At 46.2% G+C, this 20,228-nt stretch carries 18 protein-coding genes; 6 read left to right on the top strand and 12 right to left on the bottom strand.

From position 1 onward, the window contains the following. Positions 1 to 160: 160 nt before the first annotated feature. The 12 genes from dnaA to BHV83_RS04715 form a co-directional block, all read right to left on the bottom strand. Positions 161 to 1,558, bottom strand: a complete 1,398-nt coding sequence (gene dnaA / locus BHV83_RS04770) for a chromosomal replication initiator protein DnaA (protein ID WP_008774487.1) — start codon at positions 1,556 to 1,558, stop codon at positions 161 to 163. A 366-nt stretch (positions 1,559 to 1,924) separates the two neighbouring features. Then, complete coding sequence (locus tag BHV83_RS04765; protein WP_005855082.1) at positions 1,925 to 2,809, bottom strand: MlaD family protein; 885 nt, start codon at positions 2,807 to 2,809, stop codon at positions 1,925 to 1,927. A 37-nt stretch (positions 2,810 to 2,846) separates the two neighbouring features. Then, entirely contained in the window at positions 2,847 to 4,010 is a 1,164-nt protein-coding gene (locus BHV83_RS04760; RefSeq protein ID WP_009018600.1) for an N-acetylmuramoyl-L-alanine amidase family protein, read from the bottom strand. A 135-nt stretch (positions 4,011 to 4,145) separates the two neighbouring features. Further along, positions 4,146 to 4,592 (bottom strand): 50S ribosomal protein L9, encoded by a 447-nt coding sequence (rplI, locus tag BHV83_RS04755; protein WP_005855078.1) that lies wholly within the window; start codon positions 4,590 to 4,592, stop codon positions 4,146 to 4,148. A gap of 21 nt (positions 4,593 to 4,613) precedes the next feature. After that, entirely contained in the window at positions 4,614 to 4,883 is a 270-nt protein-coding gene (rpsR, locus tag BHV83_RS04750) for a 30S ribosomal protein S18 (RefSeq protein WP_005637107.1), read from the bottom strand. A gap of 2 nt (positions 4,884 to 4,885) precedes the next feature. Then, positions 4,886 to 5,242 carry a 30S ribosomal protein S6 gene (rpsF, locus tag BHV83_RS04745; RefSeq protein WP_005865478.1) on the bottom strand — a complete coding sequence of 119 codons (357 nt, stop codon included), beginning with the start codon at positions 5,240 to 5,242 and terminating at the stop codon, positions 4,886 to 4,888. A 101-nt stretch (positions 5,243 to 5,343) separates the two neighbouring features. Next, a complete protein-coding gene (locus BHV83_RS04740) occupies positions 5,344 to 7,113 on the bottom strand; it encodes a sulfatase-like hydrolase/transferase (RefSeq protein WP_286756546.1) in 1,770 nt (589 codons plus the stop codon). Positions 7,114 to 7,146: 33 nt separating this feature from the next. Beyond that, positions 7,147 to 8,691 (bottom strand): sulfatase family protein, encoded by a 1,545-nt coding sequence (locus tag BHV83_RS04735; RefSeq protein WP_286756544.1) that lies wholly within the window; start codon positions 8,689 to 8,691, stop codon positions 7,147 to 7,149. A gap of 17 nt (positions 8,692 to 8,708) precedes the next feature. After that, entirely contained in the window at positions 8,709 to 10,229 is a 1,521-nt protein-coding gene (locus tag BHV83_RS04730) for a RagB/SusD family nutrient uptake outer membrane protein (RefSeq protein ID WP_057329226.1), read from the bottom strand. Between the two features lie 12 nt (positions 10,230 to 10,241). Beyond that, a complete protein-coding gene (locus BHV83_RS04725; protein WP_286756541.1) occupies positions 10,242 to 13,559 on the bottom strand; it encodes a TonB-dependent receptor in 3,318 nt (1,105 codons plus the stop codon). 132 nt (positions 13,560 to 13,691) lie between these two features. Beyond that, positions 13,692 to 14,672: a FecR family protein gene (locus BHV83_RS04720; RefSeq protein WP_012056241.1), complete on the bottom strand. Its 981-nt coding sequence runs from the start codon at positions 14,670 to 14,672 to the stop codon at positions 13,692 to 13,694. Positions 14,673 to 14,733: 61 nt separating this feature from the next. Further along, entirely contained in the window at positions 14,734 to 15,288 is a 555-nt protein-coding gene (locus BHV83_RS04715) for an RNA polymerase sigma-70 factor (protein ID WP_005865466.1), read from the bottom strand. Positions 15,289 to 15,669: 381 nt separating this feature from the next. Between BHV83_RS04715 and cbiB the strand changes: the two genes are divergently transcribed. From cbiB to cobC, 6 genes are read left to right on the top strand one after another with little or no spacing between them, the layout of a single operon-like run. Beyond that, positions 15,670 to 16,629: an adenosylcobinamide-phosphate synthase CbiB gene (gene cbiB / locus BHV83_RS04710; protein WP_008774495.1), complete on the top strand. Its 960-nt coding sequence runs from the start codon at positions 15,670 to 15,672 to the stop codon at positions 16,627 to 16,629. A 10-nt stretch (positions 16,630 to 16,639) separates the two neighbouring features. Then, complete coding sequence (locus BHV83_RS04705) at positions 16,640 to 17,209, top strand: S4 domain-containing protein (protein ID WP_008774496.1); 570 nt, start codon at positions 16,640 to 16,642, stop codon at positions 17,207 to 17,209. Further along, the gene (locus BHV83_RS04700; RefSeq protein WP_044545334.1) at positions 17,202 to 17,717 is read left to right on the top strand and encodes a bifunctional adenosylcobinamide kinase/adenosylcobinamide-phosphate guanylyltransferase; all 516 of its coding nucleotides are present in this window, start codon (positions 17,202 to 17,204) and stop codon (positions 17,715 to 17,717) included. The genes BHV83_RS04705 and BHV83_RS04700 overlap by 8 nt, the downstream gene beginning before the upstream one ends. A 30-nt stretch (positions 17,718 to 17,747) precedes the next feature. Beyond that, positions 17,748 to 18,788, top strand: coding sequence for a nicotinate-nucleotide--dimethylbenzimidazole phosphoribosyltransferase (cobT, locus tag BHV83_RS04695; RefSeq protein WP_008774498.1), 1,041 nt, complete (start codon positions 17,748 to 17,750; stop codon positions 18,786 to 18,788). A gap of 1 nt (position 18,789) precedes the next feature. Continuing rightward, positions 18,790 to 19,539, top strand: a complete 750-nt coding sequence (locus BHV83_RS04690) for an adenosylcobinamide-GDP ribazoletransferase (RefSeq protein ID WP_048928354.1) — start codon at positions 18,790 to 18,792, stop codon at positions 19,537 to 19,539. 2 nt (positions 19,540 to 19,541) lie between these two features. Further along, positions 19,542 to 20,075 carry an alpha-ribazole phosphatase gene (cobC, locus tag BHV83_RS04685; RefSeq protein WP_005855050.1) on the top strand — a complete coding sequence of 178 codons (534 nt, stop codon included), beginning with the start codon at positions 19,542 to 19,544 and terminating at the stop codon, positions 20,073 to 20,075. The last annotated feature ends 153 nt before the right edge of the window (positions 20,076 to 20,228 follow it).

The raw sequence follows: 20,228 nt of genomic DNA, 5'->3' as shown, positions 1-20,228 counted from the left end.
AAAACCAAACTCGCAACCCCACATTTTCAACTACTTAAACAAAACCAAGCATCAAATAGTTTTCCAAAAAGAAAACTTAACACTTATACAGATCTTCCAAAACAAAGAAGGACGCCTCTTTAGAGAGACGTCCTTATCCTACTATATAGGGATTCTTAATTTAGTTCTTGAGCAAGACCTCGATTTCCTCTACGGAAGACCGGAAAGACTTACTAGTCTCAATCTGGTCTTTGATCGTCTTACAAGCATGCAAGACCGTCGCATGGTCTTTCTTTCCTACGATCTTTCCAATATGGGAAAAAGAGGAGTCCGTATATTTCTTCGCCAAATACATCGTGATCTGACGGGCTTGCACGATCTCACGTTTACGGGAATTAGTCTGGATAACCGATTGCTCCAAGTTGAAATACTTGCAAACGATCTCCTGAATCATCTGTACGGAGATCTGTTTCTTCTCCAACCGAACCGCTTGGCTAACCACACGTTTCGTCAACGGCAGATCGATCTCACGATTATTGATAACCGCATTAGCCATTAAAGAGACGAGAATACCTTCCAAGTCACGGACATTCTCCGTCACATTATTAGCGATAAAGTTAAAGACCTCATCCGGAATCATGATTCCGTCATGGTTGATCTTATTCTTCAGTATCTTTTTACGTAGATCCAGATCCGGACGGCTCAACTCAGCCGTCAATCCCCATTTTAAACGGGTGATCAAGCGCTCTTCCATCCCTTGCAAATCCACAGGAGGTTTATCAGAAGTCAAGATAAGCTGCTTACCTAACTGGTGCAGGTGGTTGAAAATATGGAAGAATGTATTTTGAGTCTTATCCATACCGATCAACTCCTGTATATCATCCAACAGCAGCACATCGATATTTTGATAGAAATTCAAGAAGTCATTAGTCGTATTCTTACGGATAGCATCTGTAAACTGTACCCGGAACAAATGCGAAGATACATATAACACTTTCTTTTCCGGATGCAACTCCCGGATACGGGTTCCGATCGCATGGCATAAGTGAGTTTTACCCACTCCTGACGGGCCAAAAATGAACAACGGGTTAAACGTAGTCTTTCCCGGATTCTGGGCAACAGCCTCACCCGCCGTACGAACCAGCTTGTTGCTCGTACCCTCGAAATAATTATCAAAATTATACTTCGGGTTCAACTGAGGGTCCAAATCCTGCGGAGCAGTCGTCATAAAAGGATTCGGAGCCTTGTTTGCGTCCTTGGGAGTGACTTTCTTTACAGCGGTGGAAGCATTCTCCGCCGGATAATCAACCGTACCACCAGTGGTCTTATCCACCATGATACGGTAGTTAAGAATGGTTCCTTGACCGATTACACGATACAATGTAACTTTCAAAACATTAACATACTTCTCTTCCAGATACTCATAGAAGAATTGACTAGGCACCTGTATGGTAAACTTCTTGTCTTCGTATGATAACGGAACGATAGGTACGAACCATGTGTCAAAAGCTGCCTTAGGCACAATATCCTTTATGACCGCAAGGCACTTATTCCACAATGTTTGATAATCAGTCTGCATGTTTTCTTTCTCTCCCACTAATACTTTTTACATTCGGACTACAAAGTTTAGAAATTAATTCCGAAAAAAAAAGTGCTATTTTGTTTGGTAAATATGAATTTTCAATATCCCTTTTAGATTCAGATAGTTACTAATACCTATCTGATTTACTGCTATTTAGATCGACCAACGTTCAAAAACCCTTTATTTTAGAGACCTCTACAAAAGCGTAAACGCTGACGTCCGGTGACGGAATAAGGCCTCAGGAAGTATCTATCTCACTTTACCTAAAGGCCTTATGCGTATAATCAGCAGGAGTCCCCTAACTTTTTGTCTAATTAGAATGATTCTAAATAACGTCTTTTATACTATGATTTTTTAACATAATCAAAAAACAGAGAAATGGACGTATCTTTTCGGATTCTCCCTCAAATCTAGCAATAGCTTGGAGGCGTTGTCCATCGTGCTGTTCAGATTATCATACAATCCTTTGTCGTTCAACAATAAGCCGATGCTATTATCCGTCGAGTTCAATTTATCCGTAGTCAACTTCAAGTTCGCCAAGGTCGCATTGATGGAATTGACCGTTGTAGCCAAATCCAATTCTTTCAAGTTGGCGCTCACCTCCGAGAAATTATCCGTCATCGTCTTCAAGTTATTCACGATACCCGGTACATCCTTACTCAACATCTGATTCAACTGACGGGTAGACACCTCTAGGTTGCTAGTCGTTTTTTCGATATGATTCAAGGATTGAGCCAAGGCCGGATGAGCGATCAAGGTTTGCAAGCTACCCAAAATCGTGTCGATCTTCGGCAAAAGGTTCTCAACGCTTGGCAAGATCTTCTCCTGTACGGATTGCATCATATCCTCTTCCATTCGTCCCTCGAGCGTAGAACCCGGCTTCAAAAAGTCATCCACGTAAGTGTTCAAATGGATATGCAACTCAGCTCCGCTTAAGAAAGTATTGACAACCGCTATATAACTTCCCTTATTCAGCCTCATCTTATCTTCCAAACTAACCTCAACGATGATCTTACCGGTCGTATCATAGTCATAAATAATATCACGAACCAATCCCACCTTAAAACCATCCACAAATACAGGGCTGGAAATCGTCACCCCCTTTACGTTGCTGAATGATACGTAGTAATGGTTCACCGGTTGAAACAGGTTAATACCCTTCAGATAATTAATGCCTAAATACAATAACGCCAGACTTACGATCGTCACAAGTCCGATCTTCGCCTCTTTAGTGAATACACTTTTCATTTCCTTTATTTATAATGTATAATTTATTCCTATATCATTAATATTTCACCTTCTTCCCATCCTTAAAAGCGATGATGAAGGCATCTTTAAAATCCTTCGCGATCGTTCGGCGCATCTTCCGGATCGAGTTAAAATCCGAAGTCTCGCCATACGTGTATTTATAGATACCTTTCTCCACATAGAAATCCACGTTCTTGTACCCCTTAAATAACCGGGAGTTCGCAGGAAGCTTCTTATTGGAAGTCAAGAATTGTATCTTATATATAACCTTTCCTTTCGTGTTCCTGTTCACGGAAGTGGTAGAAGAAACTGAGGTTTTCTGTCTTGTGGCTTGCTGTTTTTTATTTAAGATATCAGCCTCGCTCCCCGGAGGCGGAGTTTCCTCATTCGCTACGGGAGCAGCGACAACTCCGGAAAAATTTCCTTTACGACGATCGTAATTCTTCTTATATTTGCAAAAAGCATCGTACAACGCTTCCGCCAATTTATTTTGTCCGGCGGCGGTTCTCATGAACTGCTCTTCTTGACGATTCGAGATATACCCCAACTCGACCAGAACACTGGGCATGCTCGTTTTGCGAAGCACCAAAAAACCAGCCTGTCTTACGCCACGGTCTACCCGCTTACAAGCCCCGAACGATTTCTGTATCTCGGAAGCCAGACTAATACTTTGCTCCATATGCTTATTCTGCATAAACTCGAAAATGATATATGACTCCGAAGAGTTCGGGTCAAACCCCTCATACCGTTGTTGATAATTATCCTCCAACAAGATCGCTGAGTTCTCGCTCATAGCCACCTCTAAGTTCTCTTCGCTACGGGCCAAACCCAGCGTATACGTCTCCGTACCTTGCACGGTACTTCCACGCTTTACGGCATTCGTATGGATAGACACGAAAAGATCCGCCTTATTCCGGTTCGCTATATTCGCACGTTCGTCCAACTCGATAAAACGATCCGTCTTACGAGTATAGATCACACGCACATCCTCCGCATTATTCTCTATCAATCGACCCAATTTTAAGGCGACAGCGAGATTTATCTCCTTCTCATTAATATTCGCCCCTCTAGCGCCCGGATCCTTCCCGCCATGCCCAGCATCGATCACGACCGTAAAAGTCTTCTCTCTCGCCTGAAGTCCGGGCAAGAAAAAAAACAACGCAAATAGCAAGTTAATATATAGAAAAGACTTTTTGCTCACTTTCTAAAATTATTGCAAATTCGGGAACAAATGTAGCGCTTTTTTGCTGATTGACAGATGTCTTTTTTTATAATTAAAACAAAAAAAGAGGGCAGTTTCGAAACTACCCTCTTTTATGATATATTAAAGTATCTATTATTCAGAAACAACCTCGAAAGGAACCTCAACGGAAACCTCTTTGTGAAGTTTCAAAACAGCCTTATAGCTACCTACTTCCTTAACAGACTCCTTGATATAGATAATCTTACGATCGATATTCTCGAAACCAGCCTTAGCCAAAGCCTCAGCAACTTGGATATTCGTTACAGAACCGAAGATCGTACCTGTAGAGCTAGTCTTAGCGCCAATCGTCAAAGCTACACCCTCTAACTTAGCGGCCAAAGTCTGAGCGTCTTCCTTGATCTTAGCCAATTTGTGGGCACGTTGCTTCAAGTTCTCAGCCAATACTTTCTTAGCAGACTCTGAAGCGATCACTGCCTTACCCGTGGGGATTAGAAAGTTACGTCCGTAACCGTCTTTTACTGTTACGATATCGTCTTTGTAGCCTAAATTCACTACATCTTCTTTCAAAATAACTTGCATATTCTGTCTCCTCTTAATTAATTATTTCATCAAATCGGTTACGTAAGGAAGCAAAGCCAAGTGACGAGCACGCTTTACAGCCTGAGCTACACGACGTTGGAACTTCAAGGAAGTACCAGTGATACGACGCGGAAGGATCTTACCTTGCTCGTTCAAGAATTTCTTCAAGAATTCAGGATCCTTATAATCGATATACTTGATACCGTTCTTTTTGAAACGGCAATATTTTTTCTTCTTAACGTCTACTGAAGGCGGAGTTAAATATCTGATTTCTGATTGAGTTGCTGCCATAATTAATTATTCTCCTTTACTGTTTCTTTAGATGATTTCAGATTTCTTCTCTTAGCTGCATATTCTGCGGCATACTTGTCTTGACGGAAAGTCAAGAAGCGGATCACACGCTCGTCACGACGGAAGTTCAACTCCAACGTAGCGATAACACTCGGATCTGCCTTGAATTCAACCAACTGGTAGAAGCCTGTTGTCTTCTTGTCGATAGGATAAGCTAACTTGCGCAAGCCCCAGTTCTCTTCATTCACGATCTCAGCTCCTTGAGCTTTCAGAAGGTTCGTGAATTTCTCTACCGCTTCCTTCATCTGAGCGTCAGACAAAACGGGAGTCAAAATGAAAACGGTTTCGTAATTGTTCATAAAACGCTGTTTAATATTGATTAATAAAAAATTTTGCGGTGCAAAGGTAGTGATTATTTGATAACTGGCAAATAGTTATACAACTTTTTTCAATCTCAGACTCATTTCACTCGTTTTAGCACCAACATCCAAAAATTCATGGCCTCCTCATTCCGGATCGTTTTCGCTTGCAAGGATAAAGTGGCCGTACCTTTCGATAGAGGAATCGTACCGACAGAGCAAGGAGCAAATCCTTTCACATAAGACTCCTCCCGGAGAACCCTATCCAAATCCGCACCGAGCATGGGTTGGTCATTTACTTGATCCAATGTAAATACAAGATTCTCGGCATCCCGGTCCGTACGAAGTTCAAAAGTAGAGCCTATATTTCGTTTATCGCAAGTATAATAGATAAAAGCCTTGAACAAGCCGGATTCCTCCACCTCCACATTCCAGCTTATCTCCGCTTCCGGGTTTTTCCAATTCGTAAAATAAGAACAATTCGGATAACGGTTGGAGCGTTCGATCGGGCCAGATATCCTCGCATCCCGGGCCGGTAGCTTTGAATAGGTTTCCTGCGGATGACCGATTATAAACGGACGGGTATCCTTCTTCGGGAAATCCGCCAGTAACTCATCCTTAAACCAATTCAAATAACGCTTCATCCGCTCATATATCTCGGGTTCTTTATCCGATACATCCTTCCGTTGCTCACGATCTATATCCGTTTTATATAAATGACCTTCCGCATCCAATAGATAATATGGGATACGCACACTCGTCTTACCTCCCCAATAACTATATAAAACCCGATCTATAGCAGGAGCTTTCTCATCCAGCAATCGCTGTCCCCAATCGATTCCGTCCAGCTTCCTTAACGGGGTATATTCTATTCCCGCCAAACCTAATAAAGTAGGGATTAAGTCTATAGCCCCGGACAACTGGGTTTCCACGGCCCCTTTCCTTATATGTCCCGGCCAACGGATACAAAACGGCGAACGAACACCCCCTTCATCCGTAGAGCCTTTTCGCCCTTTCATTCCACCATTCCACCGGAAACTATTCGGGCCGTTATCCGAGAAATAAATAACAATCGTCTCTTGTTCCAAATCCAATGAATGTAACAAAGACAATACACGTCCGATATTCCAATCTAAATTCTCGGCCAAGGCCAAAGCCGCTTTCGTAAACGTAGTATCTTCTTGCTCCGGGAAAGTAGCTCGCTGCGACAAGGTACGATCTTTTACACGGTTCCACCAACTATCCGGGACTTGCATCGGACTATGAGGTGTGTTATAAGACAAGAACATAAAGAATGGATGTTCTTTATGATCACGTATATAATCCAAGGCTTTATCGGTCAGATCATCTATGATAAAGCCCTCGCCCGAAATAATCTCTCCGTTATGTTCCAACACCGGGTTCCAATAATTCCCCCAATGCCCGGAACAAAAACCATAGAACTCCTCGAAGCCCCTTGCGTTCGGATGGTAGGGATATTGCGTACCACTATGCCATTTTCCAAATAGAGAGGTAGCGTATCCGGCCTCCCAGAAATATTCCGCGATCGTTTTCTCTCCCAGATTAAAGCGCTCGCCTCCCCCGGTCGTAGAATTAACGCCACTCCGTACATGATAGCGTCCGGTCAAGAACTCCGCCCTCGTCGGGGATGACACCGGACAGACATAAAAATTCTCCAAGATCGTTCCCTCATGAGCGATACGATCTATATTAGGAGTTTGCACGAAGGTATTCCCCGTGAAGCCCAAATCGCCCCAACCTTGGTCATCCGATAACATTACGATGATATTGGGGAGTTGTTTTTGAGCGAAAGCCGGAATACAACCGGCCCCCACTCCCAAAACACTAAACAATACGCCTAACTTTGTCATTCGATTCAACTTTTTGCCTAATCAAGATTACCTTTATTGCGGACGGCTATATCCTTGATCCAACAATTTCTTCAACAACGCAGAAAGCTCATTCGCAATGCCTTTCTCACGCAAGAAGAGATTATTACTCTCCAAAGAATCGGTCCGCATATTATAAAGTTGGCCTTTCGGTCCATTCTTCACCGGGGATAAACGGGCGGGAGCCGTAAAACCACCGGAGCCCAGACAATCGATATATTTCCAATCTCCCTTCTTGATCGCTAATTTGCCGGAGCCGGACAAGTACATGATCTGGTCTCTCGTCGAGGCATTCATATCACCATCCAATACTTTCTTAAAGCTAAAGCTATCCTCTGCCTGTCCTTTAGGAAGGGATTGCCCGGTTAAATCCGCCAATGTAGCCAATATATCTACCAAGCCAACCGTTTGGGAACAAACCCCAGGGCGCTTGATATGATCCGGCCAATGAACAATCAGCGGAACATGATGACCGCCGTCCCACGCATCACCTTTCTGCCCACGGCGGCTCCAGTTACTTTGATGCCCGTATTGCTGGATATCCTCCTCTTCCCATGCGCCTCCGTTATCACTGGCGAAAATGACAATCGTATTCTTCTCCAGACCTAATTCCTTTAGTTTGGCATTCACCCGAGCCACGACATTATCGATATCGCCCATAAAATCGCCATAGGTACCTAACTCAGTAGATCCCTTAAACTGAACGGTGGGCAGCCATGGGGTATGCGGACCGGTTAACGGCATATATAAAAAGAATGGCTTGTCCTTTCGTCCTTCCCGATCGATAAAAGCGATACCCTCATCTACGATTGTCGGGAAACATTCCTCAAACTTAAAGGAGCGCGACATCTCTCCGTTACGCCACCAAACGCCCCGTTCCCAATAAATATCATTCTCGTTCGTATGTTTACGATCCCAAGCGTAAACCGTCTCATCCTGTTTCTTCGGATAAGCGTCCGCCGTCAAGATGACATCCGGGTCCACGACACGGTCATTGCGCACGAACGCATAAGGCGGCATATCCAAGGAAGCCGGAAGGATGAAAGAATAGTCAAACCCTAATTCCGTAGGGCCTCTTTTTACAGGGGCGGAGAAATCCGTATTCGTATAACCAAATTTCTTAGGGGTAAGAATCTGTGGTTTCGAGTCATCTTTCAACTGCCAGTCGAGCCCTAGATGCCATTTCCCGACACAAGCGGTCGTATAGCCGGCATTGCGCATCAAGGAACCGATCGTCAAACGCTCCGGTTCGATATATGGAGACAAGTACCCCCAATACTCGGACTTCTTCGGCGTACGGAAAAAATAACGTCCTGTCACTAAACCGTAGCGTGAAGGCCCACTCAACGCACCCGCAGAATGGGCATCCGTAAAACGGATACCGTTCCGGGCCAATTGATCGATGGCCGGCGTACGTACCCTAGCATATGGATTATTGCATCCAACATCCCCGTAGCCCATATCATCCGCCAGAATGATCACGACATTGGGGTGCTTTTGGGCGAACACCACCGGCACATATAGTAAACCGGTGGCTAATAAAGACAACTTGATCTTCATATATTATTTTCTATTCGTTAATAACCTTGATTCTGAGTCAGGTTCGGATTCGCCTGCCGTTCGCTTAATGGAATCGGGAACAATAGCTGGGTTTCCGTATACACCTTACCCCAATTCGTCTTATAGCCGATAAAGTCCACATATTCCCCGGATTTATCATCCCGGATCTTACGGGTACGTAGCATATCAAACCACATCTTATTCTCATAGCATAAGTCAAAGTAACGTTGGTCCCAGACTTCCTCCAAGAATGCGCTTGCGTTGGTCTGCTTAAACGGCGCTAATCCGGCCCTTCCTCGTATTTGGTTCACGATATCGATGGATTGCTGGTTCGGAGTACCATCCGCGTTCACTTGCGCTTCCGCATACATTAATAATACATCCGTGTAACGATATACACTCCAGTTCAAGTCTGACTTCGCCGTATTATCAATAGCCACTTGATCAAAAAACTTATAGATATAATAGCCATTCAAATCCATAAACTCCAACTCTGCCGCTCCCGGAGAGAACTTACTCGGATGCCCCTTGTAGTTTGTAAAGAAATATTGCTTCTCTTCCGTACGCTTATCTCCTTTCTCAAAGCTTTCCACGAATTCTTTGGTAGGGATCAGGCTACCATATTCCAAATCGTAGGCGGAAATGCCGGAACGAGAAGGTAAAAAGATACGTACCGACTCGTTATGCCGCTTGTTCAAGGAGAACTGAACTTGATAAATAAACTCTCCCTTATTATTCTGCGACGGAAGCCGTAGGCTCTCATAATCCGTGAAGAGCGTATACTCATTTGATTTTATAACCTCCAATGAACGTTTAGCCGATTCTGCGTAATAAGATTTACCTCCTTGCAAAGGATAACCGGCATACGTAAGATAGACATCCGCAAGAAGCGCTTTCACCGCTCCCATCGAGACACGCCCTGTATGATCGCTAAAAGCCAGATCCGATTGCTCGGCCTCCAACAAATCCGGAATAATGATCTCATCATAGATTTCCTTTACCGGGGCACGAGATACTTGCAGCTCTCCCAACTCCGACTGTACGGTCGTAATCTTAGGGACATCGCCAAAGATACGTACCAAATAGAAATAATACAAGGCCCTCATAAACTTCACCTCGGCCATGTAGCCATTAATCAAGGAAGCATCCAGATTCTCGAACTCCCCGAGTTTTTGAAGCGCAAGGTTACAGTTCGCGATACCGGCATAACAATCTTGCCACCAGTTCTCGATATATAAAGAACGATCACTCACCAGTAGATCCTGAAAGTCCTTATAATTCGATTGGGAATTCTCGGAAGTAGCTTTGCCAGTCATATATTCGAGCAATAAGATCGTATTACATCCCCAACCCGGGGTCATCTTATTAAAGACCGTATTCTTCAAATAAGCCGAATTCGTCAAGGCCAAAGCGGACTCCTTACTTGTCAACTTTGAATCGGTAGTCATTGTACCGGTAGGTTGCTCATCCAAGAAATTATTACAAGAAGACAAGAATAACGCACATAATGAGACGATATAGATTTTATTTATTTTCATAACTCAATCGCATTAGAATTTAACATTTAAACCAAAAGTAAAAGTACGTGCCTTAGGCTCGCTGAAGTCGTCGATACCTTGTCCGAAAGCAGCATCCTCATAGGTCGTAACCTCCGGATCATAGCCTTTGTACTTCGTGATACAGAACAAGTTCTGAGCACTTGCGTAGATTCTCAAATCCTGTAACCTTATCTTTTGGAGCAAGCTCTTGCTGAAAGTATATCCCAAGACGAAGTTCTGCCCCCGAACGAAAGAACCGTTCTGCATCCAATGTGAATCCGGATAAGAATCATAATACGATTTCATCGGACGACGCTGGGCAACCATCGTATGCTGGTTTTGCGGAGTCCAAGCGTTCAAATTCGACTTGAAGCCATTCGCTACACCCGACCGATCCTCGGCGTTATGAGTAGCGCAATTCACGACATCATTCCCGAACACGAAGCGGAGATCGAACGAGAAATCGAAGTTCTTATAAAGGAACGTATTAGAGATCGTCATGGTCCAGTCCGGGGAGGTACAGCCGATAATCGTATTATCCTCGCTATTGATCTTCCCGTCGCCATTCAAGTCCTCATACTTCACGTCTCCCGGGAGGCGGTTGTATTTAGCCGCCTCGGTAGCCTCGTCCTCACCCCAAGTTCCCAGACGACGCAATCCCCATAGCGAACCAACAGGTTCACCGACACGCAATATCAGCATATCCCCTTGCGGATGACGCGGAGCAGGATAGATATCCTCATCATTTTCGCCCAAGCTCAGGATTTTATTCCGATTCACGCTAAACAATACCGTAGACATCCAATTAAAATTGTCAGTCTGTATATTATGCGTATTTAATGTCAATTCAAAGCCTTGGTTCTGCACAGAGCCGATATTTCGCATGATCGTATTCAATCCGGAAGTTCCCGGGATCGGGGCATTCAATAACAGATCACTCGTCTTTTTATAATAATAATCCAAAGACAAATCGATACGCTGATTCAATACGCTTACATCGACACCGGCATCCCATTGCAAGGTCTTCTCCCATTTCAAGTCTGGATTACCAAATGTACTACGATATAAAGCCGTATAATAATTATCTCCAAAAATCGCATTCTCCGATCCTAAATTCTGGAAGAAAGCATAATTGCCGATCTCTTGGTTTCCGGTCTCGCCGATACTGGTACGTACCTTTAGATTATTCAGCCAATGAACACTTTTCAAAAAGCTTTCCTCCGAGGCTCTCCACGCAAACGCAAAAGAGGGGAAGAAGGCATACTTATTATTCTTTCCAAACTTAGATGATCCATCGTAACGGCCTGTGGCCGTAAATAGATAGCGGTCTTTCAAGGTATAATTGATACGTGCGAAATAAGAGTTGATAGACCAAGCATAATCATCCGATTTCGACGGTATCGTCACTGTTCCCGCTCCCAGATTATGCCATTGGTAAAAATCATCGCTGAAATTCTGCGAGGTAGCTTCCACGCTCTCGGCAGCCCGTTGCTGCCAGCTTGCTCCAAGCATCACATTCATACGATTGTTCTTATTGAACTCCTTATTATAATTAAAATAATTCTCACTCTGCCAATACAATTCCTTCAAGGTCGCTATTGTAGCGATACCTCCCTGTGTCTTACTGAACTGGATCAGATCCTTACCCGAATAATAATTACGTTTCCTATTACTGGCATCTACGGCGAAAGTAGACTTAAAGTTCAAGTCGTCCGTGATCTTGAAATCCAGATATAGGTCGGCGATCGTCTGGATATTGGAAGTCTCGTTCACCATCTCTTCCAGATACCGGGAAGGTGTATCCTGTACCGCACCGGGGAAATCACGGTTGCTTCCCCAAGAGCCATCGGGATATTTTACGGGAATCAACGGAATAGCTTCCTGTACTAAACGCTTTACTCCATAACTCTTGTAATTATCGTTTCCCTTATTATAATTGAACGACATATTGGCACCCATCTTCAACCAATCCCGAAGCTGGGAATCCAAGTTGATCCTACCGCTATACCGGTCTAGGAAACCGTTACGCATCAAGGCATCCTTATGCATATACCCCAAATGCACGCTATACAAGGTCTTATCGGCTCCGCCCCGGATGCTGACTTGGTGATTATGGTTGATAGCCGTTTGATAAGCCTCATCCTGCCAATCGGTATCATACAATGGGTTACCATTAGCATCGAACAAATTCGGCAGATCCGCCGGCGTCACTTTCTTGTACTTGCCTTGCGCATACCCTTCCGGATCATATTTCTGCCCGTTATCCATCGTGGTATTGTAATTCTGCCACCACTCGGAAGCGTTCATCAAGTCCAGTTTCTTCGCCATTTTACCGATAGAGACATAACCGTCGTACGAGATCTGCGCTTTCTCGTTCTTGATACCTCGTTTCGTCGTAATCATGATCACGCCATTTGCTCCACGGGCACCATAGATAGCCGTGGCGGAGGCATCCTTCAATACCTCCAAGGATTCGATCTCACTAGGATTCAACAGATTGATATTGCTTACGCCAATCACGCCATCTACCACATACAGAGGCTCATTCGATGAGTTGATAGAGTTATTACCACGGATACGCACCCGTACTTTCCCGTCCGGCGTACCGCCATTCTCAAAGATCTCCACACCGGAAGCCTTTCCCGCCAAGGCCTGCCCAACATTCACCACCGGCTTGCTCAACAGCTTCTCCGCCTTTACGTTGGTAACCGATCCGGTCAAGTCGCTCTTCTTCATCGTACCATAACCTACGACTACCACCTCATCCAATGTTTGTGTATTCTCGCCCAGCTTGATAGAGAAACTCGTCTTTCCGTTCGCCGAGACCTCTTGCGTATTATAGCCGATATAGGAAACTTGAAGGACAGAGTTGTCATTTACCTCTAGCGTAAACTTTCCGTCGAGATCGGTAATCGTACCGTTGGTAGTTCCTTTCTCCACCACGTTCGCCCCGATCACAGGATCGCCGTTCGTATCGACAATCACACCCGATACTTGCTTTTTCCCCTTGACAGTCTTGACCTCTTCCGGCACGATGATCACATAATTCCCGTTTATTTTATACGTGTATCCCGTATTCTTTAACAGCTGTGATAAGACCTGCAATACTTCCATGTCTTTCTGATCCATCGAGACCTTTCTCGACACGTCCAATTGGCTATCATTATAAGCTATCTTATAAGCAGAGCTTGACTCTAGTTTCTCAAACGCCTGTTTCAATGAGATCGAACCTTCATGGAAGGTCACTTTCTGCGCATCGATAGGCAAGCTCCCAGCCATAGCGAGGCTCAGGCAAAGAATAGCGACACGTATAGATTTATTCCTGTTCATGCGATATTAGATTTTTTAGTTAAACATTTATATCTCCTTTGTAGTACGTACTCGCTATTAGGACAAGGGAAACGAGGAGCGCACCCAACGGAAAAACGTTAACGAATTATAAAAGCCTAATATCTCCTTAACTCAATCAATATAGATCCCATCCTCTTTGATCTGATACTCCAAGCCGGGTATCATCTCCTTGACCAACATCATGATGTTCTCCAACGACTCATGCTTATTGAAATGGATCGTAAGCCGGTTGGAATGATAAGCGGAAGTACGCAAATGCACCTTCACGTTGTAGACACGTTCCAAGGTTTTCAAGATTTCCTCGAAAGAGTCGTTGTTAAACAACAAGCCTCCCTCTTTCCAATCCGAGTAATCCGAGGCCACCACCTGCCGCACGTCCATCTTTCCCCGGGAAGGGATGTAGACAAGCTGCTCGTTAGGTCTCAATATACATGGAGCCACCGAGGGATCATCGGGAAGGATCTTCAAGGAACCTTCCTCCAAGGTCGTTGTTATTTTCTCTTGGTCCGGGTAGGCGGATAAATTGAACTCGGTGCCCAGCACTTGTACCCGCATCGCTTTCGTCCGCACGATGAAAGGTTGCTCGGGGCGTTTTCGCACCTTGAAATATCCCTCTCCCACCAGATAGATCTCCCGCTTATCCCCAATAAAGTCAGATGGATAAAGCAGCAAGGTACCGGAATTCAACCAAACCTCGCTACCATCGGGCAAGGTGATCCGCTCCCGCTTGCCGGAAGGCACGAACTGTTCCATAAAAGCCAGTTTCTTGACATCCTGCGCATCCCTGTATAGATAATAAGAAACACCCAACGACAACAAAGGAATCAGCCAGATAGCGGCGATACGTACCCACGCCGGGATACGCAGACGGCGGCGGGGCCTCACGCCCAATGTATTCTCCAACCGGGCGAAAGCCATCTCGCTCCGCTTATCCGCCTCCGGGAAACCGATCTCATTCCAGATATCCCGTAAAGCCTCTTCCTTTTCCCGCTCGTCTCCCGGCTCCGCCAATCGCTGATGTACCCGATCCACCATCTCCCCGGAGAACGAATGATGGAAAAAGTATTTTAATATCTTTTTTATAGGACTCATTCCTGCTTTTCTATTTTATCTTGTTTATAGGACCTCCTTTTCCCGCTTTACCCCCAAGCCATTAACACATCATAACAAGAAGGAAAGTCAATACCGCGTTCCGCAATTCCTTTAGCGCTAGGTTCAAGTGGTTTTCCACGGTCTTTTTCGAGAGTTGTAGATTCTCGGCGATCTCTGTGTTCGACAAACCCTCGTCGCGGCTCATCCGGTAGATCATCTTCCGCTGTGGTGGCATGGTCTCCACGATCATATCCACTAGCAACCGTAAATCCTTGGCAACTAAATCCTCGTAAGGCGTATCACTTCGTTCCCCGTCTTCCTCCCCGGCTCTCTCCAAGCTCACGAGATTCACCCGGCGGGATTCGATATAATTGAACGCCGTATGCTTCGCCAGCACATAGAGGTAGGAACCGAACGTCCTCACTTCCGTGAAACGACTCCGATGTGTCCAAAGCTTTAGGAAAATCTCTTGGGTCAAGTCCTCGGCATCGCTCTCGGACTTCACGAGTCCCAGCACGAAATAATAGACTTTCAGATGGTAACGCATGAACAATTCCCGGAAAGCGGTATGATTTCCAGCGGCAAATTGTTCTAGGATGGATTTTTCATCTGTCATCTCGATTAACTCCTTTCACGATACGATGGGAGCAAATAAAGTAATAATAACCGGCCGTAAGAACGCTCTTCTTGTTAATAAATACAAAATTGAAAGGAATCCCCCGTATATCAAGCCCTCCCTTCCCGAAGATTTAAGGCTTCTAAAGGCATCCTTTAGCCGTTTTCTCCGTACCTATTCATCTTCTACCATCCGTTGTATGATCATCCACCAACTGTTAGAAGATCATGCAACAGATGGTGGATGATCATTTAACGGCTGATAGAATATGAAAGTCTACGCTCGAAATCCTTTAAATGTAGGTTTCTTTCGCCTAATGTGTGATGAAGAATCGCTTACCGCTTCCTTATGTTCTTTTTTTTGTCTAAGTTTGTTCCTTCAATGACATTCAATATGTATTGGTTACATCATTCTATCAATTTACTCAAGATCGTGCCCTTTTTGGGTGGTTGGTTATCCGACCGGTTGCTGGGAGACCCGGAAGGTTGGCCCCATCCGATCGTATGGTTTGGCAAAGCGATCAGCGCCGGAGAGAAAGAGTTGAATAAAGGCTCCGAGCGGGTCCTAAAAGGCGGCATACTGGCAGTCGTGCTTATCCTTGGCGTGTATTTAATCTGCGAGAGAATATTGTCGTGGGCTTGGATCATACATCCTCAGTTCAGTGGGTTGCTGACGGCTGTCGGCGTATTTTATTGCCTATCCGGAAAGACGCTTATCAAGGAAGTGAAGGCGGTGTTCGAGGCCGTGGACCGTAGCACGGAAGAAGGACGGCGGCAAGTGGCACGGATCGTGGGGAGGGATACCTCGAACCTGTCGCCGCAAGAGATACGGGCGGCGGCGTTGGAGACCTTGTCCGAGAACTTAAGCGACGGCGTGATCGCCCCGATGTTTTGGTTTGCCCTGCTGGGGTTGCCGGGGATGATGGCTTACAAGATGGTGAATACGCTGGACTCGATGATCGGTTATAAGAATGAGCGTTACCTTGAGTTCGGACGGATAGCGGCGCAAATCGACGATATCGCCAATTACATCCCGGCCCGCCTCACGGCCTATTTGATGTTGCTGGTCTCCAATAATTGGGGGAAAAGGGATTTCGTACGGCGTTTCGGCCCTGAACACGCAAGCCCTAATTCCGGTTATCCAGAAGCGGCCTTGGCGGCGGTCTTGGACTGCCAGTTCGGGGGGACGCACGATTATTTCGGCAAACCGGTGGAGAAGCCTTATATCGGAACGAACGCGAGGCCTTTCACGACCGAGGATATGCGTATCGCCATTCAAGTGAATAGTAATACGGAACTGTTGATGGGTGTGATCGTCACCCTTATTTTACTAATAATATAATATTAATAATATGGAAATTAGATTAAACAAACTGATAAGCGAAGCCGGTGTTTGCTCACGCCGGGAAGCGGACAATTTCATCGAGATGGAACGGGTAACCGTAAACGGCAAGCAACCGCACGTAGGCCAGAAGGTCACGGCGGAAGATATCGTATTGGTGGACGGTGAACGCTTGAATGTAGAGAAATATATCCGCCTGCAAGAGGAGGAGAAAAAGGAGGTGCAGCAAGAAAAAGAATTACTCGGCACGCTCCGGAAAGCGAAACCCGAGAACAAGGGAGGCCGTGAAGGCGCTAAAATGGAGAAGTTCGGAAAGTTCAATAAATACGCTGCCGCCCGTAAGGCGCAGAAAGAGGGAGGCTGGAAACCCAAGACCGCCAAGCTTACCGACGAGGAGAAGTTATTGCGGGATGCCTTACGCCCCAAGTTCGGAAAGGCACTGAGCAAATCGGCGGTGGCGCAGCGGATCGCCGCCAACCCGAAATCGGCCGCCCTTCGGAAGACGAGCAAGAACAATCCGATCAACAAGGCTAAACGTGCCGCCCACCGGAAAAACAGGAATCACGAAGGCGATGAGTAAGAAAGTGATCTTAGTGACTGGAGGACAGCGGTCCGGCAAGAGCGGATACGCACAGAGGCTCGCCTTATCGCTGTCGCCCAACCCGGTTTACCTAGCTACCTCCCGCATCTGGGACGAAGAGTTCCGGAAGCGGGTAGAACGCCACCAGCGAGACCGTGGCCCCGAGTGGACCAATATAGAGGAAGAGAAATACTTGAGCCGCCACGATCTTACCGGTCGTGTCGTGGTGATCGATTGCGTAACCCTTTGGGGGACTAACTTCTTCTTCGACAATCAAAGCGACGTGGAATTATCTCTCTCCCTCCTCAAAGCGGAGTTCGATAAACTCTCCCGGCAAGATGCCTGCCTGATCTTCGTGACAAATGAGTTGGGTATGGGAGGTGTGCCGATAGACGAGGTGCAACGGAAATTTACCGATATGCAAGGCTGGCTCAACCAATACATCGCCTCGAAGGCGGACGAGGTTGTCTTGATGGTCAGCGGAATCCCCGTCAAGATCAAGGAATAAGAACAACGACTTATATAAAATACTACTATCATGATACAATTTCACATCGAGGCCCCGGACAAAGGGCTGGAGGCCGCTTTACAAGACAAGATCGATAATCTGACAAAGCCGAAAGGCTCATTGGGAACGCTCGAGGCGCTCGCCCTGCAAGTGGGATTGATCCAGCAAACCTTATCGCCTGTCTTGCGTCATCCCGTGAACGTAATCTATGCATCGGATCACGGCATCGCCGACGAGGGTGTAAGCAAATCTCCCAAGGAGGTAACTCGCCAAGTGATCCATAATTTCTTGAACGGAGGAGCGGGAGTTTGCTACCTTGCCCGCCAGCATGGGTTTGAGTTGAAGATCGTGGATGGCGGCGTGGATTTCGATTTCCCCGTTATCCCCCAACTTATCGACCGCAAGGTGCGCAAGGGAGGAACCCGTAACTTTCTTCACGAGGCGGCCATGACCGTGGAGGAAATGGAGAAAGCCCTTCAATACGGAGCCGATATCGTGACGGATTGTTACAACGAAGGCTGTAACGTGATCAGTTTCGGAGAGATGGGTATCGGGAATACGGCGGCTTCCAGCATGTGGATGACTTGCCTCACGCAAATCCCATTGATCGACTGTGTGGGGGCCGGTAGCGGACTGGACAGCGAAGGCGTACGGCATAAATACAACGTACTGAAACGCTCGTTGGAGAATTACAAAGGGGATGGAAGCGCCTTGGATGTAATGCGCTACTTCGGAGGGTATGAGATGGTTATGGCTGTAGGAGGCATGTTGCGTGCCGCCGAACTGAAGATGATTATCCTCGTGGATGGTTTTATCATGACGAATTGCGTATTGGTGGCTTCCCGCTTATATCCGGAAATGCAATCGTATTGCGTATTCGGGCATTGCGGCGACGAGGCCGGACATAAACGGATACTGGATTTCTTGGGGGCAAAAGCATTGCTCGATCTAGGGCTACGGCTGGGAGAAGGTTCCGGCTCGGTATGCGCTTACCCGATACTTGACTCGGCCGTTCGTATGATCAACGAGATGCATAGTTTCAAGCAAGCGGCAATCACTAAATATTTCTGATATGTTGCGGATACTCGCTGCGTTTATATTCTTTACTCGGTTACCGTTCTGGCGGTTGGCGGAGGTTCCGGCGGCCTGTTTCAAGAATATCGTGAGCCATTGGGCGTTGGTCGGTTGGCTGACGGCTGGTTTGTCGGTATTGGTATTGTACGCTACCTCCTTGATTCTTCCGTCATCCGTGGCGATCTTATGCGCCATGATTACCCGATTGCTGATAACTGGCTGCCTGCATGAGGACGGGCTGGCGGATTTCTTCGACGGTTTCGGCGGCGGCACGAGCCGGGAACGCATATTGGCGATCATGAAAGACTCGCATATAGGCAGCTATGGGGTAATCGGACTGATTTTCTACTTCGGACTGTTCTACCTACTAGTAAGCAGTCTCCCGATCGAGCTAGCGGGATGTGCCATACTGGCTGGAGATCCTTTTTGCAAAGGCGTCTCCAGCATGATCATCAATCGCCTGCCTTACGCGAGGAAAGAGGAGGAAGCCAAGAACAAGACCGTATATAGCCGAATGACCTCTCGAGAATATGTATTTAGCATCATTTGTGCTTTCTTACCATTATTATGGCTTCCCCAACCTGTTTACTTACTAGCGGGTATATTCCCGGTTATCACTTGGTACTTCCTCACCTCTTTCATGAAGAGAAAGATACAAGGATATACGGGAGACTGCTGTGGAGCGACTTTTCTTCTTTGTGAGTTAAGCTTCTATATGGGTTTCGTGATCATCTATCAAACTATATAATTATGGAGATTTATTTAATCAGACATACCTCTGTCGATGTTCCCGCCGGCTACGCCTACGGGCAAACCGATGTTCCATTGAAACCGACCTTCGAGGAAGAGGCGGAAGAGGTAAAAAAAGGCTTGAGCGATCATACGTTCGATAAGGTTTGGACAAGTCCCCTTACCCGCTGCGTGCGCTTAGCTAATTATTGCGGCTTTCCGGAGGCGGAGAGAGAAGACCGTATCAAGGAGGTGAATTTCGGGGAATGGGAAATGAAATCGTGGAATGAGCTATCCTCCGATCCCCGCTCAGAGGCTTGGTTTAAGGATTGGGTTAATAACCCGACTCCAAACGGTGAATCCCTACAAGATCAATACGACCGGGTTAGCGACTTCTTGAATGAGCTTCGCAAAAGCGGGCTGCAAAAGGTATGCCTGTTCGCGCATGGCGGGGTATTGACTTGTGCCCGGGTCTACGCTGGCGAATATCCTTTGCAAGACGCTTTTAAGAACGTACCCTCTTACGGGGCTATCGTAAAATTAGTGCTGGATTAACCAAAATCCGGCACATTTCGAAAGGATTAGATGCGGCCACGCCACATCTCTACAACGGCTGGTGTATATACCAAAAAAAGGAGCCAATCTTTCGACTGACTCCTTTCACCTAAGACGGCGGCTACCTACTCTTCCACTGTTACGCAGTACCAT

The organism is Parabacteroides sp. merdae-related_45_40 (assembly GCF_001915675.1).
The sequence above is the reverse complement of the archived record's forward strand: the minus strand, read 5'-3'. Positions and strand labels throughout refer to the sequence as shown.

What these genes read in the sequence shown, in the direction of transcription:
- dnaA (WP_008774487.1), bottom strand. Translation starts at nt 1,558, where the DNA reads ATGCAGACTGATTATCAAACATTGTGGAATAAGTGCCTTGCGGTCATA.
- BHV83_RS04765 (WP_005855082.1), bottom strand. Translation starts at nt 2,809, where the DNA reads ATGAAAAGTGTATTCACTAAAGAGGCGAAGATCGGACTTGTGACGATC.
- rplI (WP_005855078.1), bottom strand. Translation starts at nt 4,592, where the DNA reads ATGCAAGTTATTTTGAAAGAAGATGTAGTGAATTTAGGCTACAAAGAC.
- rpsR (WP_005637107.1), bottom strand. Translation starts at nt 4,883, where the DNA reads ATGGCAGCAACTCAATCAGAAATCAGATATTTAACTCCGCCTTCAGTA.
- rpsF (WP_005865478.1), bottom strand. Translation starts at nt 5,242, where the DNA reads ATGAACAATTACGAAACCGTTTTCATTTTGACTCCCGTTTTGTCTGAC.
- BHV83_RS04740 (WP_286756546.1), bottom strand. Translation starts at nt 7,113, where the DNA reads ATGACAAAGTTAGGCGTATTGTTTAGTGTTTTGGGAGTGGGGGCCGGT.
- BHV83_RS04735 (WP_286756544.1), bottom strand. Translation starts at nt 8,691, where the DNA reads ATGAAGATCAAGTTGTCTTTATTAGCCACCGGTTTACTATATGTGCCG.
- BHV83_RS04730 (WP_057329226.1), bottom strand. Translation starts at nt 10,229, where the DNA reads ATGAAAATAAATAAAATCTATATCGTCTCATTATGTGCGTTATTCTTG.
- BHV83_RS04725 (WP_286756541.1), bottom strand. Translation starts at nt 13,559, where the DNA reads ATGAACAGGAATAAATCTATACGTGTCGCTATTCTTTGCCTGAGCCTC.
- BHV83_RS04720 (WP_012056241.1), bottom strand. Translation starts at nt 14,672, where the DNA reads ATGAGTCCTATAAAAAAGATATTAAAATACTTTTTCCATCATTCGTTC.
- BHV83_RS04715 (WP_005865466.1), bottom strand. Translation starts at nt 15,288, where the DNA reads ATGACAGATGAAAAATCCATCCTAGAACAATTTGCCGCTGGAAATCAT.
- cbiB (WP_008774495.1), top strand. Translation starts at nt 15,670, where the DNA reads ATGACATTCAATATGTATTGGTTACATCATTCTATCAATTTACTCAAG.
- BHV83_RS04705 (WP_008774496.1), top strand. Translation starts at nt 16,640, where the DNA reads ATGGAAATTAGATTAAACAAACTGATAAGCGAAGCCGGTGTTTGCTCA.
- BHV83_RS04700 (WP_044545334.1), top strand. Translation starts at nt 17,202, where the DNA reads ATGAGTAAGAAAGTGATCTTAGTGACTGGAGGACAGCGGTCCGGCAAG.
- cobT (WP_008774498.1), top strand. Translation starts at nt 17,748, where the DNA reads ATGATACAATTTCACATCGAGGCCCCGGACAAAGGGCTGGAGGCCGCT.
- BHV83_RS04690 (WP_048928354.1), top strand. Translation starts at nt 18,790, where the DNA reads ATGTTGCGGATACTCGCTGCGTTTATATTCTTTACTCGGTTACCGTTC.
- cobC (WP_005855050.1), top strand. Translation starts at nt 19,542, where the DNA reads ATGGAGATTTATTTAATCAGACATACCTCTGTCGATGTTCCCGCCGGC.